13 protein-coding genes and 3 pseudogenes are annotated in these 17,873 nt (G+C 63.8%); 12 read left to right on the plus strand and 4 right to left on the minus strand.

Translation table 11 applies throughout. From position 1 onward, the window contains the following. The 8 genes from P5W98_RS06770 to P5W98_RS06805 all read left to right on the plus strand — a co-directional run bounded on the left by P5W98_RS06770 (position 1) and on the right by P5W98_RS06805 (position 10,748). Complete coding sequence (locus P5W98_RS06770; RefSeq protein WP_057928646.1) at positions 1–3,042, plus strand: xanthine dehydrogenase family protein molybdopterin-binding subunit; 3,042 nt, start codon at positions 1–3, stop codon at positions 3,040–3,042. Continuing rightward, the gene (locus P5W98_RS06775) at positions 3,039–3,860 is read left to right on the plus strand and encodes an FAD binding domain-containing protein (protein ID WP_057928647.1); all 822 of its coding nucleotides are present in this window, start codon (positions 3,039–3,041) and stop codon (positions 3,858–3,860) included. The genes P5W98_RS06770 and P5W98_RS06775 overlap by 4 nt, the downstream gene beginning before the upstream one ends. Beyond that, positions 3,857–4,393: a (2Fe-2S)-binding protein gene (locus tag P5W98_RS06780; RefSeq protein WP_028213734.1), complete on the plus strand. Its 537-nt coding sequence runs from the start codon at positions 3,857–3,859 to the stop codon at positions 4,391–4,393. Before P5W98_RS06775 ends, P5W98_RS06780 begins: the two co-directional genes overlap by 4 nt. Beyond that, positions 4,386–5,960, plus strand: coding sequence for an AMP-binding protein (locus P5W98_RS06785; RefSeq protein ID WP_434718492.1), 1,575 nt, complete (start codon positions 4,386–4,388; stop codon positions 5,958–5,960). The genes P5W98_RS06780 and P5W98_RS06785 overlap by 8 nt, the downstream gene beginning before the upstream one ends. A 6-nt stretch (positions 5,961–5,966) precedes the next feature. Continuing rightward, positions 5,967–6,773, plus strand: a complete 807-nt coding sequence (locus P5W98_RS06790; RefSeq protein ID WP_421023871.1) for an enoyl-CoA hydratase/isomerase family protein — start codon at positions 5,967–5,969, stop codon at positions 6,771–6,773. Between the two features lie 45 nt (positions 6,774–6,818). Next, positions 6,819–8,540 carry a GMC family oxidoreductase gene (locus P5W98_RS06795; protein WP_421023872.1) on the plus strand — a complete coding sequence of 574 codons (1,722 nt, stop codon included), beginning with the start codon at positions 6,819–6,821 and terminating at the stop codon, positions 8,538–8,540. 67 nt (positions 8,541–8,607) lie between these two features. Beyond that, on the plus strand, positions 8,608–9,984 hold the full coding sequence (locus tag P5W98_RS06800; RefSeq protein ID WP_057928651.1) for an MFS transporter: 1,377 nt from the start codon (positions 8,608–8,610) through the stop codon (positions 9,982–9,984). Positions 9,985–10,046: 62 nt separating this feature from the next. After that, entirely contained in the window at positions 10,047–10,748 is a 702-nt protein-coding gene (locus P5W98_RS06805) for a sterol desaturase family protein (RefSeq protein WP_057928652.1), read from the plus strand. Here the strand turns inward: P5W98_RS06805 and P5W98_RS06810 are convergent. After that, positions 10,745–11,665 carry a LysR family transcriptional regulator gene (locus P5W98_RS06810; protein ID WP_057928653.1) on the minus strand — a complete coding sequence of 307 codons (921 nt, stop codon included), beginning with the start codon at positions 11,663–11,665 and terminating at the stop codon, positions 10,745–10,747. The two genes, P5W98_RS06805 and P5W98_RS06810, sit on opposite strands and share 4 nt — an antisense overlap. Before the next feature lie 294 nt (positions 11,666–11,959). Between P5W98_RS06810 and P5W98_RS06815 the strand changes: the two are divergent. From P5W98_RS06815 to P5W98_RS06830, 4 genes and pseudogenes are all read left to right on the plus strand, one after another. Then, a pseudogene (locus tag P5W98_RS06815) lies at positions 11,960–12,149 on the plus strand (LysR family transcriptional regulator); the annotation flags it as partial. An 814-nt stretch (positions 12,150–12,963) separates the two neighbouring features. Continuing rightward, the gene (locus P5W98_RS06820) at positions 12,964–13,428 is read left to right on the plus strand and encodes a hypothetical protein (protein ID WP_421023873.1); all 465 of its coding nucleotides are present in this window, start codon (positions 12,964–12,966) and stop codon (positions 13,426–13,428) included. Positions 13,429–13,437: 9 nt separating this feature from the next. Then, positions 13,438–13,991: pseudogene (locus P5W98_RS06825) on the plus strand (protein mobD); the annotation flags it as partial. Positions 13,992–14,042: 51 nt separating this feature from the next. Continuing rightward, positions 14,043–14,242 (plus strand): annotated as a pseudogene (locus P5W98_RS06830) (IS256 family transposase); the annotation flags it as partial. Positions 14,243–14,297: 55 nt separating this feature from the next. Here the strand turns inward: P5W98_RS06830 and P5W98_RS06835 are convergent. The 3 genes from P5W98_RS06835 to P5W98_RS06845 are packed head-to-tail and all read right to left on the minus strand — an operon-like array spanning position 14,298 to position 17,859. Then, positions 14,298–15,227: a D-2-hydroxyacid dehydrogenase gene (locus P5W98_RS06835; protein WP_421023874.1), complete on the minus strand. Its 930-nt coding sequence runs from the start codon at positions 15,225–15,227 to the stop codon at positions 14,298–14,300. 18 nt (positions 15,228–15,245) lie between these two features. Further along, positions 15,246–15,956, minus strand: a complete 711-nt coding sequence (locus P5W98_RS06840; RefSeq protein ID WP_421023875.1) for a GntR family transcriptional regulator — start codon at positions 15,954–15,956, stop codon at positions 15,246–15,248. A gap of 31 nt (positions 15,957–15,987) precedes the next feature. Continuing rightward, on the minus strand, positions 15,988–17,859 hold the full coding sequence (locus tag P5W98_RS06845; RefSeq protein ID WP_421079585.1) for a TRAP transporter large permease: 1,872 nt from the start codon (positions 17,857–17,859) through the stop codon (positions 15,988–15,990). Between the last annotated feature and the right edge of the window lie 14 nt (positions 17,860–17,873).

The raw sequence follows: 17,873 nt of genomic DNA on the forward strand, positions 1-17,873 counted from the left end.
ATGAATCAGCGCGAAACCGCATTTGCCGACATGGACGCGCGCGTCGCCGGCAAAGAGATGCGCGAAGCGACCGCACCGCAGCGTCACATCGGGCGCTCGATGGAGCGCCTCGAAGACCCGGCGATCCTGACGGGCCGTGGCCGCTATGGCGACGACATCGCTGTCAAGCCGGGCACGCTGCACGCCGCGATTCTGCGTTCGCCGCACGCGCACGCGGATATCCTGTCTATCGATACGCAAGCCGCATCGAAACTCGCGGGCGTGCGCGCCGTGCTCACGCGCGACGATTTGCGTCCGTGGTCGCGACCGTTCGTCGTCGGCGTGAAATCGCCGATGGAACAGTGGGCGCTCGCGATGGACCGCGTGCGCTACGTCGGCGAGCCGGTCGCGGTCGTGATGGCCGAATCGCGTGCGCTCGCGGAAGACGCGCTCGATCTGATCAAGGTCGACTACGCGATGCTCGATCCCGTGACGTCGATTGAACAAGCCGCGAAGGACGACGCGCCGGTGCTGCACGAACGCGTCGGCAGCAACGTCATCAGCGACCGGCATTTCCGCTACGGCGAGCCGGAAGCGGCCTTCGAGCGCGCGCCGCATCGCGTGAAGCTGGTCGCGCATTATCCGCGCAACACGTGCGCGCCGATCGAGTGCGGCGTGGTCATCGCCGAGTATCTTTCGGGCGATGAAGGCTACGACGTCACGTCGAATTTCATGGGGCCGTTCTCGCTGCACGCCGTCATGGCAATGGCGTTGAACGTGCCCGGCAATCGCCTGCGTCATAAGGCCCCGCGCGATTCCGGCGGCAGCTTCGGCGTGAAGCAGGCCGTGTTTCCGTATGTCGTGCTGATGTGCCTCGCGTCGCGCAAGGCGGGTGTGCCAGTGAAGTGGGTGGAGGATCGGCTCGAGCACTTGAGCGCGGCGACATCGGCGACGGCGCGTGTTTCAACGATAGAAGCGGCCGTCGAAGCGGATGGCCGCATCGTCGCGCTGTCTTACGATCAGTTGGAAGACGTCGGCGGCTACGTGCGCGCGCCCGAGCCCGCGACGTTCTACCGGATGCACGGCTGCCTGACGGGCGCGTACGCGATCCCGAATCTGCTCGTGCGCAACCGCGTCGTGCTGACGAACAAGACGCCGACGGGGCTCGTGCGCGGCTTCGGCGGGCCGCAGGTGTACTTCACGCTGGAGCGGCTGATCCAGCGCATCGCGATCGAACTGAAGCTCGATGTGCTCGACGTGTATCGCCGCAACTTCGTTCCCGCCGATGCGTTCCCGTATCGCGCGGCGGCGGGCGCGCTGCTCGATTCAGGCAATTATCAGGAAGCGCTGCGCCGTTCACTCGACGAAGGCGGATACCGGGAACTCGTTGCGCGCCGCGACGCCGCGCGCAACGAAGGGCGGCTGTATGGCATCGGCTTCGCGGCGATCGTCGAGCCGTCGGTATCGAACATGGGCTACATCACGACCGTGATGCCCGCCGATGCGCGCAGGAAAGCCGGGCCGAAGAACGGCGCGATCGCGAGCGCGACCGTCAGCGTCGATCTGCTCGGTGGCGTGGTCGTCACGATTGCTTCGACGCCCGCGGGCCAGGGCCACATGACGGTGTGTGCGCAAGTCGTCGCCGATGTGCTCGGGCTCGATCCGAAGGACATCGTCGTCAACGTCGAATTCGATACGCACAAGGACGCCTGGTCCGTCGCGGCGGGCAATTATTCGAGCCGGTTCGCGGGCGCAGTGGCGGGCACGGTGCATCTCGCCGCGACGCGCGTGCGCGACAAGCTCGCGCGCGTGCTCGCGAAGCAGTTCAACTGCGCGCCCGGCGACGTGCGCTTCGCAGGCGCGCGCGTCTTTCCGCACGACGCCGAAGACCGCGCACTGCCGTTCGCGCGCGCCGCGAGCAATGCGCCGCACTGGGCGCCCGCGCTCTTGCCCGAGGGCGAAGAGCCTGGCCTGCGCGAAACCGTGTTCTGGTCGCCGCCGCACATGGATGCGCCCGACGAACAGGACCGCATCAATACATCGGCGGCGTATGGCTTCGCGTTCGACATGTGCGGCGTCGAAGTGGATCGCGTGACGGGACGCGTGCGCATCGACCGATATGTGACCGTGCACGACGCCGGCACCATCCTCAATCCCGCACTCGCCGATGGCCAGATTCGCGGCGCGTTCGCGCAAGGCGTCGGCGCGGCGCTGATGGAAGAGTTCCGCTACGGCGCGGACGGCAGCTTCCAGTCCGGCACGCTCGCCGACTATCTGATGCCGACGACCTGCGAAGTGCCCGATCCGCTGATCGTCCATCTGGAGACGCCTTCGCCTTTCACGCCGCTTGGCGCGAAGGGTCTCGGCGAAGGCAACAACATGAGCACGCCGCCGTGCATCGCGAATGCGGTGGCGGACGCGCTCGGCGTCGAAGACATTCGCCTGCCGCTCACGCCGCCCAGAGTGATGGCGATGATCGGCGTGGACGATCCCGAACCGTCGCGGCCGGAATATCGCGAAGCGCCCGCCACGAAGCCCGCGACGCCAGGCGGCGGACGCGCACTGACGGCGCAGGGCGCTGTCGATCTGCCCGCGACACCCGAAGCTGTGTTCGCCGTGCTGCTCGATCCGAAGGCACTCGCGAACGTCATTCCCGGCTGTCACGCGCTCGAAGAGACGGCGCCGAACCAGTATCGCGCGGACGTGACCGTCGGCGTCGGCATGATCAAGGCGCGTTTCGAGGCGCGTATCGGCTTGTCGGAGATCGATGCGCCGCGCCGCCTGCGACTCGCTGGCGCGGGCATCTCGCCGCTCGGCAGCGCGCGCGGCAGCGGTCTCGTCGAACTGACGCCGCAAGGCAGCGGCACGCGGCTCACGTACGACTACGAAGCGCAGGTGTCAGGCAAGGTCGCGGCGGTCGGCGGCCGCATGCTCGAAGGCGCGGCGAAGGTCGTGCTCAAGCAGTTGTTCGAATCGCTCGGACGCCAGGCGGCGGGTAAGCCCGTGCAAGCGCACGGATCGTGGATCGCAAGACTCCTCGCACGTTTCAGGAGACACGCATGAAGCCCGCACCGTTCGATTACCTGCGCGCGATGACCGCGCAAGACGCGCTCGACGCGCTCGCGCAATACGGCGAAGACGCCCGCGTGCTGGCGGGCGGCCAGTCGCTGATGGCCGTGCTCAATATGCGGCTCGCGCAGCCGAAGGTGCTCGTCGATATCTCGCGCACCGCCGAACTCGATGCCGTGCGCGTGGACAAGCAGGCGGGGCATCTCGTCGTGAACGCCGCGGCGACGCAAGGCAGCGTCGAATGGCGCAGCACGCTCACCGACGAAGTGCCGCTGCTCGCGATGGCGTTCCCGCATATCTCGCACTTTCAGATTCGCAATCGTGGAACCGTGTGCGGATCGATCGCGCATGCGGACCCGAGCGCGGAGTTGCCGCTCGTGCTTTCGGCGCTCCGCGGCGACGTGATGCTGCGCTCGCGAAAGAGGCGCCGCACGCTCGCCGCGCAGGACTTCTTTCAGGGAATGCTGATGACCGCGCGCGAGCCCGACGAACTCGTCGAAGCGGTCCGCTTCCCGCTGTGCAAGGCAGGCGAGCGCTACGCGTTCGCGGAATTTTCCGCGCGACACGGTGATTTCGCGATCGTCGCGTGCGCGGCCGTGGTCACCGACGAGTCGATCCGCATTGCAGTCGGCGGCGTCGCTGACCGGCCGGTGACTGAGCAATGGCCGCGTTTGCAGGGCGACGACCTGCGTGGCGCATTGAACGATTTGAGCTGGAAACTGAACGCGCAGGACGATGCGCACATCAGCGCGAAATATCGCCGGAATCTGGTCCGGCAACTTGGATGGCGCGTGATCGAGGAGGCAAAGTGAGCAAGATGTCGGACACCATCATGCGGCACGGCAAAGCGCAGCGCATCGCGCTGACGCTGAACGGCCGCGAACGAAGCGGCCATTGCGAGCCGCGCGAACTGCTGTCGGACTTCATCCGGCACGAACTCGGCGCGACGGGCACGCACGTCGGCTGCGAACACGGCGTGTGCGGCGCATGTACCGTGCAGGTCGATGGCGTCGCGGCGCGCTCGTGCCTGATGCTCGCGGTGCAGGCCGATGGGCGGCATATCGATACCGTCGAAGGCCTTGCGCCCGATCAGACGCTTGGCGACCTGCAGCAGGCGTTCCAGCGGCATCACGCGCTGCAATGCGGCTTCTGCACGGCGGGCATTCTGATGTCGTGCGCGGATTATCTGCGGCGCGTGCCGGATCCGTCCGAAGAGCAAGTGCGCGAGATGCTCTCGGGTCATATCTGCCGCTGTACGGGCTACACGCCGATCGTAGCCGCCGTGCTCGACGTGGCCGCGCGCCGCCGGGCCGAGGCAAGCACGGAAGAGGTCGAACATGCTTGATCTCGGCCGCACGTTTCTGCAAAGCGTCGAGCGCAGTCCGAACGTGCTCGCGCTCGTCGATGGCGATGTCCAACTGACGTACGCGCAGTGGCATCGCATGATCCGGAATGTCGCCGATGGCCTGCGCGAGCTCGGCCTGCAACGCGGCGACCGGCTGCTTGTCGTGCTGCAAAACCGCTGGGAAATGGCGACGCTGCATTGGGCCGGACAGTTTGCGGGCATCGTGATCGTGCCGCTCAACTGGCGCGCGAAGCCGGAAGAAGTCGATTACTGCGTGACTGACGCGGGGGCGAAGGCGATCGTCTACGAACCCGTCAGCGCCGATTCCGTCGCGCAGAGCGCCGCCGCGCAAAACGTGCCGCGCGTCGGACTCGACGATGCACCCGGCCGCACCACCACCTTCGATGCGCTCATCGCCGAACGAACGCGCAGCGGCGACGTGACCGACACGACGCACGCCACCGCCGACGACATCTCGCTGATCCTTTACACGTCCGGCACGACGGGCAAAGGCAAGGGTGTGCCGCGCCGGCATCGGCATGAACGCGCGGGCGCGCTCGCGCACGTCGCGCAGAACCTGTACAGGCGCGGCGAACGCACGCTCGGCGTGATGCCGCTCTATCACACGATGGGCGTGCGCTCGCTGCTCGCGATGGCGCTCGTCGATGGCCTTTTCGTTTGCGTGCGGCGCTGGAACGCGAAGCTCGCGCTCGAAAGCATCTCGAAGCACGCGCTCACCTGCCTCTATCTCGTGCCGACGCTCTATCACGATCTGCTCGCTGACAGCGCGTTCGCGAGCACGGACACGTCGTCGGTCAGAAAGCTCGGCTTCGCGGGCGCACCGATGAGCGACGGCCTGCTCAAGCGCCTCTCGGCCGCGTTCGAGCCGGAGCTCTTCGTCAATCACTACGGCTCGTCCGAGGTCTACACGTTCAGCATCGACCAGGACGCGACAAAGAAGCCCGGCAGCGCGGGCCGCGCGGGCATCAATACGCGGCTGCGCGTCGTGAGGCTCGATGCGCTCTCGCCCGATGAGGTCGCCGAAGTCGGCGAAGAAGGGCAGATCATCGTGGACCTGCTCGGCGACGAGGCCTTCGAAGGCTACTGGAATCGCCCGGACGCGAATGCGAAGTGCTTGCGCGAGGGCTGGTACTTCACCGGGGACACGGGCTATCTCGACCGCGACGGCGATCTGTACGTGACGGGCCGCGTCGACGACATGATCATCAGCGGTGGAGAAAACATCTCGCCGGTGGATATCGAATCGGTGTTGTCGCTGCATCCCTCCGTCGATGAAGTCGCGGTCGCGGGTGTCAAGGACGAGCGCTGGGGCCAGCGCGTGGTTGCATTCATCAAGCGCCGCGAGTACGTCGATTCCGACTCGCTCGATGCATGGTGCCGCCAGTCCGACCTCGTCAACTTCAAGCGCCCGCGCGACTACGTGTTCGTCGATGACATTCCGAAGTCGCCTGTCGGCAAGATTCTGCGCCGCAAGCTGCAAGCAGGCGAGTACACGCCCGATTCGAACGCCCAGGCCACGCAACCTACAGAAACCACCAAGGAGTAACCCACAATGAGTGATCTCAACCATCACGGCCAGACACTGCTGCAAGACCTCGACGGCTTCTCGGTCGAAATCGACGCGCAGCGCGCGCGCGCGGACATCATCCTGCATCGCCCGCCGTTCAATGTTATTTCGATGCGCGCTCGCGACCAGTTGCGCGCCGTATTCGAAGCACTCGACGAAGACGAACGCGTGCGCGTGATCGTCGTGCGCGCGAAGGGCGAGCACTTCTCGAGCGGCGGCGACATCAAGGGCTTTCTGGAAGCATCGCCGGAACACGTGTCGAAGCTCGCGTGGAATATCGCGGCGCCCGCGCGCTGCTCGAAGCCGGTCATCGCGGCGAATCGCGGCTTCTGCTTCGGCGTGGGATTCGAGTTGTCGCTGGCGTGCGATTTCCGCATCGTCACCGATACGACCTTCTATGCGCTGCCGGAGCAGAAGCTCGGCCAGATTCCCGGCTCGGGCGGCTCGGCGCGTTTGCAATCGATGGTCGGCATCGGCCGCACGAAGGACATCGTGATGCGCTCGCGCCGCATTCCGGGCAAGCAGGCGTACGAGTGGGGCATCGCGGTCGAATGCGTCGCGGACGCGGAACTAGAATCGGCGACGGATGCGCTCGTCGACGAACTGCGCGCGTTCTCGCCGCTCGCGCAGCGCACCGCGAAGAAGCTCTTGAACGATTCGGAAGACGCGCCGCTGTCGATCGCGATCGAACTCGAAGGCCATTGCTATAGCCGTCTGCGCTCGTCGGACGATTTCCGTGAAGGCGTCGAAGCGTTTCATGGGAAGCGCAAGCCGGTGTTTCGCGGCAGCTGATACCTGACACGCCGCGCGGCGGACGAGACAAGAGGAGACAACGCGATGGATCGCTTCGACTACGTGATCGTAGGCGGCGGCTCGGCAGGATGCGTGCTTGCGCATCGACTGTCGGCGGAGCCGTCGGTGCGCGTCGCGCTGATCGAGGCGGGCGCCGACACGCCGCCGGGCGCGGTGCCCGCGGCGATACTCGACAGCTATCCGATGCCTGTCTTCTGCGGCGACACGTACATCTGGCCCGATCTGAAAGCGAAAGCCACGCAGCACGCCGCGCCGCGCGTCTACGAGCAGGGTCGCGTGATGGGCGGCGGGTCGAGCATCAACGTGCAGTCGGCCAATCGCGGGCTGCCGCGCGACTACGACGAATGGGCCGCGAACGGCGCCGAAGGCTGGTCGTGGCGCGACGTGCTGCCGTACTTTCGCAAGCTCGAACGCGACGTGGACTTTCCCGGCGGCGAGTTGCACGGCGGCGACGGTCCCGTACCGATCCGCCGCATCTTGCCGAAGGACTGGCCGGCGTTCTGTCATGCATTCGCGAAGGGTTTGCGCGCGAACGGCTTCGCGGAACTTCAGGACCAGAACGGCGAATTCGGCGACGGCTTCTTTCCGGGCGCGTTCTCGAACATCGACGACAAGCGCGTGTCGACGGCCATCGCCTATCTCGACGAAGCCACGCGCAAGCGCCCGAATCTCAGCATCTATTCGAATCTGCGCGTCGAACGCATCGTGATGGAAGGTGCGACGGCGCGCGGTGTCGCCGCGATTGCGGCGAACGGCGAGCGCGTGCGTTTCGATGCGGGCGAAGTGGTGCTGAGCGCGGGCGCGTTGCAGTCGCCCGCGATGCTGATGCGCGCCGGTATCGGCGATGCGCGCCAACTCGTGGCGATGGGTATCCCGTGTACGGTCGATTTGCCGGGCGTCGGACGCAATCTGCAGGATCATCCGTCGCTCACGTTCTGTCATTTTCTCGAGCCGCGCTTTCGGATGCCGCTCGCGCGACGCCGCGCGAGCATGATGGCCGCGCGCATGAGTTCGGGCGTCGCGGGCTGCGACGAGTCGGATCTGTATCTGTCGAGCGCGACGCGCGCAGCGTGGCATGCGCTCGGCAACCGGCTGGGCCTCTTTTTCCTGTGGTGCAACCGGCCGTATTCGCGTGGCCGCGTGCAACTGGCATCGCCCGATGCGGCCGTTGCGCCGCGCGTCGATCTGAATCTGCTCGACGACGAACGCGATCTGCAACGGCTCGCCGCTGGCGTGCGGATGCTGGCCCGCATTGTCGATGCATCGGGTCTGGGACGCGATTTACGTGACTTCTTTCCGGCGGCTTTCTCGCCGCGCGTGAAGGCGCTGAGCAAGGTAGGCGAAGGCAATGCGCTTCTGACTTCGATGCTCGGCGCGCTGCTCGATACGCCCGCGCCCGTGAGGCGTTTGCTGATCGAACGCTTCTTCACGCGCGGGCTGAAGATGGGCGCGCTGCTTGCCGACGACCGCGCGCTCGCCGATTTCATCCGCGCGAACGTGTTCGGCGTGTGGCATGCGAGCGGCACCTGCCGCATGGGTGGCGCGCAGGACTGCGACGCCGTCACCGACACGGAAGGCCGCGTGCGAGGCACACGAGGGCTGCGCGTTGTGGATGCATCGCTGATGCCGCGACTGCCATCGGCGAATACGAACATACCGACCATCATGATCGCCGAGAAAATCGCCGATGCGATGGTTGCCCAGCGACGGGCGAGCGTGGCATCGCCGCTCGCCGCGGCCCACTGACGATTTTTCAACCTCGACAAGAGCGCGCATCCAACAAAGCGTGCCTGTGACACACAAGGAGATACAAATGTCTGTAGCAGCGCAAGACGGGGCCACCGTGCTTCCGGTTAATCAGCGGCAGATCATGGGCGCGGTGCTGGCGTCGTGCATGGGCTGGGCGCTCGATCTGTTCGACCTGTTCGTGTTGTTGTACGTCGCGCCGGTCGTCGGGCGTCTGTTCTTCCCGTCCGAGCACGCGATGCTTTCGCTCGCTGCGGTCTACGCGTCGTTTGCGGTGACGCTGTTGATGCGGCCGCTCGGCTCAGCGCTCTTCGGCTCTTACGCGGACCGTCACGGCCGCAAGGGCGCGATGATCGTCGCGGTCGTCGGCGTCGGCGTGTCGACGGCGGCCTTCGGCGTGCTGCCGACGGTCGCCCAGGCGGGCATCGTCGCGCCGGTGTTGTTCTTGCTGCTGCGTCTCGTGCAGGGCGTGTTCGTCGGCGGCGTGGTCGCATCCACGCATACCATTGGCACCGAATCCGTCGCGCCGAAGTATCGCGGCGCGGTGTCGGGGCTGATCGGCGGCGGCGGCGCGGGACTCGGCGCGCTGCTCGCTTCAGTAACGTTCCTCGCGATGTCGGCGCTTTTCCCCGGCGATGCCTTTGACGTATGGGGCTGGCGCTGCATGTTCTTCACCGGCATCATCAGCTCGGTGCTTGGTCTCTTCGTGTTCAACAGCCTTGAAGAGTCGCCTCTGTGGAAGAAGCTCGCCGCCGAAAAGGCTGCGAGGGCCACCGCGCAGGTCAAGAGCGCGACCGTCGAAGTGGCGCGCTCGCCGATCCGCACGCTTTTCTCGCGTGAATATCGCGGCGTGCTGTTCGTCAATCTGCTGCTGACTATCGGCGGCGGCAGCGGCTACTACCTGACATCGGGCTACCTGCCGACGTTCCTCAAAGTCGTGAGTCATGCGCCGAACGGTGCCGCCGCTGCGATCCTGATGATCTGCAGCGCGGCCGTGGTGATCGCTTCGGTCGCGGCAGGGCACGTGAGTACGTTCATCGGACGCAAGGGCGCGTTTATCTTGATCGGCATCATCCGGCTCATCGCGTTGCCCGCGCTATTTTTGCTGCTGCCTACCGCAGACAGCATCATGATGGTCGGCGTCTATGCAGTCCTTCTCAGCGCGCTCGGCAGCGCCGGCTACGCGCCGGTCCTGATCTTCCTGAACGAACGCTTCCCGACCTCGATCCGCGCGACCGGCACGGGCCTCTCCTGGAATATCGGCTTCGCGATCGGCGGAGTGATGCCGACGGCCGTGTCGCTGGTGGCGAAGGACGCGAGTCAGTTGCCGATGACGCTAGCCATCTTCGTCGGCGCGATCAGCGTGATCTTTCTCGTGGGCGCATTCGTCGTGCCCGAGACGCTCGGCAAGCTCGAAGGCGGTTCCGCGCGCAGTCCCTCCTGAGTCATTGGGCATAACGGCGGACGCCAACGGGCGCACGCCTTTCACAACAGCCGGAGACATCGATGAAATTCGAAGAAGACGTTCGTGCGCGTTCCTACAAGTTCCGTGACGAGTATGTCAATGCCACGCCATGGTGGTATCGCGGCGAAATGCACCTCGGCTTCACATTGCTCTTCACCGGCGGCGTGATCGTGTATTGCCTGATGCAGCTTCATGCACCGACGCTCGCCGAATGGCTGGCGGTCATTCCGCTCTTTCTGTTCGGCAACTGGGCGGAATGGGCGGCGCACCGCTACGTGCTGCATCGTCCGACGAAGTATTTCAGCATGATCTACAAGCGCCATTGCGCCGTCCATCACCGGTTCTTCACGCATGTGACGCTTGAATACAAGGGTCACCGTCACTGGCGCGCGCTGCTGTTTCCGCCTTTTGCGCCGGTTGCGTTCGTGCTGGCGGCCGTGCCGTTCGCGCTCGTGATTGGGTTCGTATTCTCCCGCAACGCAGGCTACATCGCGCTGCTCACGATGGCGGCGTACTTTCTGATGTACGAGGGCCTGCATACGCTCTCACACGTCACCGACAGCCCGTTCCTCGACCGCGTTCCGCTCGTCAACACAGTGCGGCGCCTGCACGCCACACACCACGATCCCGAAGTGATGGCGACACAGAACTTCAACCTCACGTTCCCGATCTGCGACACGCTGTTCGGCACGCGCAGCGACGTTCCGAGTAGTGCGCGCGAGCCGTTGGAACGCGGCCGCTAAGGCGCTTGTTTCCCCAAAACACCCGTCGTCACGCGCTTTATCTCATCAGTGATAATCGTGATGAGCGCCTGGGCGGCCGGCCCGATCGGCCGCTTCGGATGCGTGACCTGAATGATGTGGCGCACGATCGGCGGCGACGCGATCGTGCGTGCGCGCAAGCGCCCTTCGTCCACTTTCGCCTGCACGACGACGCGCGGCAGGATTGTCGCGAAACTGCTCTGCTCAACGAACTGCACGATGGTGCTGAGCAGATCGATCTCAAACTTCGGCTTGATGACGACGTCAGCCGCCATCAGCGCGGCATCGAGCGCGCCTCGCAGGCCGTTGCGGCGCGTGGGCAGCACGAATTCGATGCCCGACTGCTGCGTGAGATCGATCTCGTCGGGCAGCGTTGGGCCATGCACCACGCTCGTCACCAGCACCATTTCTTCGACGAGCAAAGGCTCTACGTGGAGCGTCAGCCGTCCGCGCGGCTTGTTGATGATGGCGGCATCAAGCCGGCCAGATTCGACAGCGTCGATCAGTTGCGCGCTGAAGCCATCGGCGACGGAGACTTCGACTTGCGGGAAAAGCGCATCGAATCTGGCGAGCGATTCGGGCAATACGCTCTGCGCCTCCGACGACACCATGCCCAGCGACACGCGGCCCGTCACGATGACATCGCGACGACTCAGGTGCTCGCGTGCGTGATCGATGTCGCGCATGATCGGCGTGTAAAGGCGGTACATCAACCGTGCGGCTTCGGTCGGCGCCATGCCGTGCGGCCCACGCTCGAAGAGCTTCTGCCGAATCTCCGTTTCGAGCTTGGCGATCTGCATGCTGAGCGCTGGTTGCGCGATGTTGAGCCGCCTGGCGGCGCGCGTGACGGTGCCTTCTTCGAAAAGCGCGATGAAGTACTGGATCTGCTTCAGTTCCATGGGACAGGGGTATACGGGACGGGGCCGACGAAGATAGTACCGCGCGCCGTCTTTCATGAGGTGGGCGTCGTATCGCTAACCCACGGTATCGATTCGCTGATTGTAGCCGAGCGTCCATCAGGGCCGACCGAGGCGATTGCGCAAGCCATACCACGGGGGAGGCGGCGTGGCGTTGGGCTACCGTTTCTTGCGCATGGAGCCCGGTTCGCAGCGCCCGAGCGGTAGTCCCGACGTGGCCTCGCCCGTCAGCCTTGCGCCGCGTCGGGCGCGTGCACGACGCTGACGAGGGGGAGTATGGTATTCGATCGCCAGCAATTGGAGACCTTCGCCGTTGTCGTAGAACTGGGGCATTTCGGGCGAGCGGCCAGTGCATTGAACATCACCCGCGGTGCGGTTTCTCAACGGATCAATGCACTGGAAGCTTCGCTAGACGCCCCTGTTGGTGCGAGATGGGGCGGTGCCGACACCTGCGGGCGAGGCCCTCGGTATCGATGATCGACGAGACCGACTTGACTAAACGCGCAAATCCGTCGTCCCCGATTTACAGACATTGCATACGGCGCCCAAATCCGGCGGTAGCCTATCCTGCCATCCCTTGTTTCAATGTCGTTTTTTATCTGCTGGCTAAACGCTCTCGGCGAGGTTAGTCGAGAATTTCCGTGAGGTAACCAGTGGCGTCCGCAGGATACTCCCAATAAGTCCGCTGGTCTCTCTTTGCGCGACCGCGTACCGCGCCGCGTAAGTGCGGGATATCGATTGATCGAGTCTGCGTACTGTGCGGGCAAATTCCTGCGTAGTGATCTGATCCACGGCCGATATTTGAATGCCAGATGTCTGCGATGGCGCTGTTGGAGTCGACAATCGCGCGCGCTGAATCGGCAACGTCGATACAGCTTCGGGCGGGTGTTGATTTGCAAAATATGCTGGGTCTTTTCCGAATGCATGCATGGCTATCGGAAGTTCGCAGAGTAAGGGATGTAATCTGCGAGACTATCGTGTCTCTGTCGGCTCGCAGTTCCATTGTGTGCATCACGGTGACCAGAACGATTCAGTCCGTTGCCTGTGATCGTTTTGCGCCTGCACCGTCGTGGGGTCTGCTCGGCATCCCTTCGCTACGTTCTCCGTATATCGGACCGGTCCGTTGCTCGTGCCAGACGCATCCAAAATATTTCTTTTGCTCCAGCGCGATCCGTCTGATTCCCTGACGCTCCGATAGCGAAAATCCGGCGAAGAACAGGTGTTGACTGCGTCTTCCTGAGTGAACAAGATGGGATGGAGAGAGCACGACGGAGCGAGCCATGCCGGTTGCGAAAAGCTATACCCGGGCGCAATGGGATGAGCTTGTCCGCTCTCTGGAGTCACTGCCGGTCAAGCCAGAGGCCGAGCAGCGCGTCTCGATTACCGATGCGATGAAAGAGATGCGTCTGGTGATTGGTGCGGTGCGAAAGAAGGGATATACGCTGGAAGAAATCGTTGAACATGCAAGGAAGAAGGGCGTCGATTTTAGCGTTGGCTCCGTCAAATACGCGTTATACCAATCGAAGAAAGAACAGCCAGCTCGGCAGGCTGCAAAGGAACCGGCGCGAGGCAATGCCGCGCCATCGCCTCGCGTGAAGAGGGTAAGTAAGGCCGATGTACCGCGCGAGGAGGTTGTCAGGGAAAATCAAAAGCAGGATGGGGGAAAGCCAGTCAGCAGGCCCGGAAGCATGGTGATGCGTGACGCGTTCTCATTCGAGATCCGGCCCGACACCGAGAACCTTTAGAGGATTCAAATGGGCATGACGACTTACCCCATCTATCTCGTTGGTGGCAGCAAGGGCGGCGTGGGCAAGAGCTTTGTTGCGCTCGCGCTGGCCGATTATCTGCTACGGCGGGATATTCATGCGGCGCTGGTAGAAACCGATACCGCCAATCCGGACGTAATGAAAGCGGTTCAGGATGAGATACGTTGCATCGCCTATAACCTGGACGATGCAAACGGCTGGATCGGCCTCGTCAATTTCTGCGACGAGCAACGGGACGCTGCGATCGTTGTCAACACGGCGGCACGAGCCAGACCGGTGTTGAGCAGTTCGGCGCGACATTGGCCGGAGCGCTTGCCGAGCTTCAGCGCCGGCTTGTTGTCCTGTGGGTGATCAACCGGCAACGTGACAGCCTTGAACTGCTGAGCGCTTTCAGCGAGACGTTCCCGGATGCGGTGATGAATGTCGTGCGCAATGGTTACTTCGGTCCGGCTGACAAGTTCACGCTGTATCAGGGGTCGCAGCTTCGCCGTTCCCTCGAATCGCGCGGGCACTCACTGGACTTTCCCGATCTTGCGGATCGGGCCTGTCAGTAATTTCGTGTTCAAGGCATATGATGCTCCCCAGGAGAAAATATGCCTCGCAAACAAAAAACCGCACCTGCGGACCTACCGGCGATCCCCGATGAGCTGCTCGAACAATTCGGCAATGGCCCGATGACGGCCGAAGCCATCAATGCCGCGACGCTGGCTCTCAAGAAAGCGTTGATCGAGCGGGCGCTGGGCGCTGAGATGAATCACCATCTGGGCTTCCGTCTGGCGCTGCCAAGCCTGCCGCGACGGCGCGGAGCAGCTTGAAGATGCGCAACACTACCTCGTCGAATTTCGCTCTCAGCGCCGCGCATAATGCTGTTCGATGCCTTGCGCGAGCTGTGTGACGAGCCGCTGCATCGCCACCTGAGTCCGCCATGCGACATGTGGAGTCACGATCAGATCCTTGCGCGCCCTGGCTAACAGCGGATGATTCACCGCTGGCGGCTCCTGCTCGAGGACGTCGAGCGCGGCATTCGCGATGAACTTGCGGTCGAGCGCCTCGATCAGCGCCGCCTCGTCGACAATGCCGCCGCGCGCGGTGTTCACGAGCGACGCGCTGCGCTTCATTCGCTCGAATTCGGCGAGACCGAAGAGATGCTGCGTTTCGTCGGTAAGCGGGCAGTGCAGGCTGATCACATCCGCCTCACGCAGCACCTCGTCGAATGCAGCGTAGCCTTCGCGCACCGCCTTGGCGTGCCTGCGCTCGGCGAAGAGCACACGCATGCCGAACGCGCGGGCCAGTTCGGCGAGTCGCTTTCCACCGTGACCGGCACCGACGATACCTAGCGTCGAGCCATACAGATCCTCGATCGAATGCAGCTCAGCGTAAAAAGTGGCGGAGCCGCTCCAGCGTCCAGCATAGACGTCGTTCCAGTAAGGAACCAGGTTGCGACGCAGCGCGAGCATCAGTGCGAACGCGTGCTCCGGCACGGAGATCGTCGAATAGCCAGGACACGCGACTACTTCGATGCTCCGTTGCCGGCATGTTTCCATATCCAGATGATTGACACCTGCGGCCGGCACGCCGATGACTTCCAGTTGCGGCAACTGCGCGAGCACCTCGCCCGTTAGCGGCACCTTGTTGGTCACGACGATCTGCGCGTCACGGCAGCGCTGCACCACCTGTTCTTGCGTAGTGGAAGAATATTCGACCCAGCGATGCGGGAACGAAAAATCGGGTAGATCGGCCGCCAGCGTCGCGCGGTCCAGAAAGACTATGGTTTTCAACAAGCGACTCCAAGCTCATTAACGATCGGACGGATTGGTGGACACGGTGTCGAGCATGCGCTTCTTGCCCGTCTGCACGTGATTCTCGAAAGCCTGTGCGGCCGCGTCGGCCTGACCCGCGCGGAGAGCCTCGAAAAGCTCGCGGTGTTCCTTCGAAGAACGCTGCATCTGCGTGAACGAGTACACGCCTTTGTGAATATAAAGCGTCAGTTCGTCCTCGACAGCCTGGTTGATCGTGATCAGCCGCGGATTCTTGGTCGCTGCCATGAGTTGACGGTGGAACTCGGTGTTCAGGGTCTGATACAGAGCGGTGTCGCGCTCAGCCACGGCGGAGTCCATCTGCTCGACGAGAATGCTCAGCAACTGCTCCTCGTCGGTGGTCAGACGCAGCGCGGCGAGACGTCCCGCCGTGCGTGCGAGCCCTGCTCGAATCTCGTAGAGATCCATCGCCTCTTCGAGCGACAGTCGCCGTACTTCGGCGCCCCGATTGGGGATGATTCGCACGAGCCCCGCATGTTCGAGCGCGCGCAGGGCCTCGCGCGCCGAATTGCGGCCGACGCCGATCTGGTTTGCGAGCGCCTGCTCGTTCACCCGTTCACCAGGGCGCAAGTCCCCGCGCTGAATCATGGCGCGCACCCGATCGCGAATGTCGTCGAGCTTCGACGCAATCACCTCGGGCGCGCGCGCGTTCACCTTGCCGTTCAGTTCACTGTTGGACGCGTTTTTCATGTCCATTGCCCTTTCTGTGCCATTCGATACCCTATTTTAATTGCAGGAAACCCGTCGAAGCCCACGGCACCAGCACTATCACCATGAGAGCCACCGCCAACGCCCCCAGATAGGGCCACACGCGGCGCATTGCGGTTGACGGATCGACCTTGCTGACCGCGCACGCAGCGTAAAAGCCGAGGCCAAGCGGTGGCGCGAACAGGCCCAGTCCCATCGCGAATACCACGACCATTGCATAGTGCACGTCGGAGATACCCATCGCACGCGCGATCGGGAACAGGAGCGGCCCGAACAGTACGATTGCCGGAATACCTTCCAAGAAGCTGCCGAGCACCACGAACGTAATGGCGGAGATCGCCAGGAAGCCGAGCGAGCCCCCGGGCGCTGCCATCATCAAGGTCGCGAGTTGCGCGGAGAAGCCTGACTGCGTAAGCGCCCATCCCATTGCCGTTGCGCAACCGATGATGATCAGGATCGCGCCGGACAGCGAGGCCGCTTCCACGAGAATGGGATAGAGCCGGCTCCAGTCGAAGCGGCGGTACAGTAACAAACCGACCACGCTGGTGTAAGCGACACCGATCGTCGCCACTTCCGTCGCGGTTGCGATCCCTTCGACCACGGCGGCGCGGATCACGAAGGGCAGCGCGAGCGCAGGCAGCGAGATCATGAATGCGCGGCCCACCTCGGCCCGGGAGGCCCGTTGCACGCCTTGCAGGATTTCCCCGCGGCTTCTGAACCAGACGACTGCCGCGAGTGCTACCGCGCCGACCACCGCCGGCATGAAGCCGCCTGTGAACAGCGCGGCAATCGAAACGCCGGTTACCGACCCAATCGTGATCAGCACGAGACTCGGCGGAATGGTTTCCGACATGGCCGCGGCCGAACTGAGCATTGCGACGAGGTCGCCTTCATTCGCCCCGCGCTTTTTCATTTCCGGGAACAAGCCCGGCGCGAGAGCGGCCATATCCGCCACCTTCGAACCGGAGATGCCGGACACCAGGTACATGGCGCCGATCAGCACATAAGCGAGGCCGCCGCGTTTATGCCCGATCAGCGAGGCGAGGAAGCGGATCATCGCTTCGGCGAGCCCCATCGCTTCCATCAGCGCGCCGAGCAGGATGAACAGCGGGACGGCGAGCAGGATCAGGCTGGACATTCCCTGATTCATCGTGCTCACGACGATCGACAACGGTGCGCCGGTGACGGTTGCGAGATAAGCAAACGTGCACACGCCAAAGGCGACCATGATCGGCACGCCGAGACAGATGATCGTGACCACGCCCACGGCGAAGAAAAGGATCAGGCTGACGGCGGTCAGTGGCGCAAGCGCGTGCCGTGCAAGGTAGAGCGTAATCGCGACCCCGCCCACCAGCGTGACAGCCTTCGCGCAATCGCGCACCGACGAGCGTTCGAGCAACCGGGTGATGGCGAGTACGAGCATCAGCACAGCCGCCACTGGAATGGCGGCCGCCGAAACGGTATTCGGCAGATCCAGTGCCGGCGTACTGATTATCCACTCGTTCATTGCCCAGTCGGTCGCCGGCCGCACCAGCAGCAGCACAAACGTCATCACGATGAAATTTCCAAGCGTTTCCGCAAACGCGCGTTTTTGCGGAGACATCCTGGCGACGAACATCGTCAGCCGCATATGCTCGCCACGCCGCAACGCCACCACCGCGCCCAGCATCGACAGCCAGATGAACAGGATCGACGCGAGTTCATCGCCCCAGATCAACGGATCCTGCAGCACGTAGCGGCAGGTAACGTTGGTGAGCAGCAGCACGACCTCGGCCACCAGCAGCAACGCGGCGGGCACTTCGGTGATCCACTTGATTGCCGTTTCCAGCGCGCTGCCGACGCGCACGACTTTCGATGTCGGATGTCGGTCTTTCGGGACGCCCATGTCTGGGGCGAACA

This window comes from Paraburkholderia sp. A1BS-2L, assembly GCF_051125205.1.
GTDB lineage: Bacteria > Pseudomonadota > Gammaproteobacteria > Burkholderiales > Burkholderiaceae > Paraburkholderia.